1 protein-coding gene is annotated in these 581 nt (G+C 69.7%); it reads left to right on the top strand.

From position 1 onward, the window contains the following. The first annotated feature begins 184 nt into the window (after window positions 1-184). The gene (locus ACFVGO_RS38525; RefSeq protein WP_359915582.1) at window positions 185-547 is read left to right on the top strand and encodes a YciI family protein; all 363 of its coding nucleotides are present in this window, start codon (window positions 185-187) and stop codon (window positions 545-547) included. Window positions 548-581: the final 34 nt, after the last annotated feature.

Here is a 581-nt window from a genome sequence, read left to right as displayed (position 1 = left end):
TGGTGGGAGAGGACGGAATGGGGTTCGGCCGGGTGGGGTGCGGGGGGCTCCCTTCCGGGCAGCTTGATGGGGCCCTCCCCCTCCTGTCCATGCGCTTTCGTGTCGAAAACGGGCCGTCGGCTCCGACGTCCCCTGTGAGGACCCCTGGAGAAAGCCGGGGGCCGTGGCCCAAGGAGTGAGAATCATGAAGTACCTGCTCGTGATGCACATGGACCCGGTGCTCTGGGAGGGCCTGTCCGTCGCCGAGCAGCAGGCCGTCTACGCCGGCCACGGCGACTTCATGAAGCTCATCAAGGAGTCCGGCGAGCTGGTCACCACGCAGTCGCTGGCGCTGCCCGAGCGGAGCACCACCGTACGGGTCCGCGGCGGCGGCCCGGTGCACAGCGACGGCCCGTACCTGGACACCAAGGAGTTCGTCTGCGGCTTCTACCTGGTCGACGTCGAGACCAGGGAGCGCGCGATCGAGCTCGCCGGGCTGATCCCGGACGCCCGCCACACCGGCGTGGAGGTCCGCCAGGTGATGTTCGAACAGGGACTTGAGATGTGAGCCGGGGCCCGGCTCCGCCCGCGGGGGCCGGAGC

This window comes from Kitasatospora sp. NPDC057738 (genome assembly GCF_042798815.1).
Taxonomy (GTDB): Bacteria; Actinomycetota; Actinomycetes; order Streptomycetales; family Streptomycetaceae; genus Kitasatospora; species Kitasatospora lactacystinica.
The sequence above is the reverse complement of the archived record's forward strand: the minus strand, read 5'-3'. Positions and strand labels throughout refer to the sequence as shown.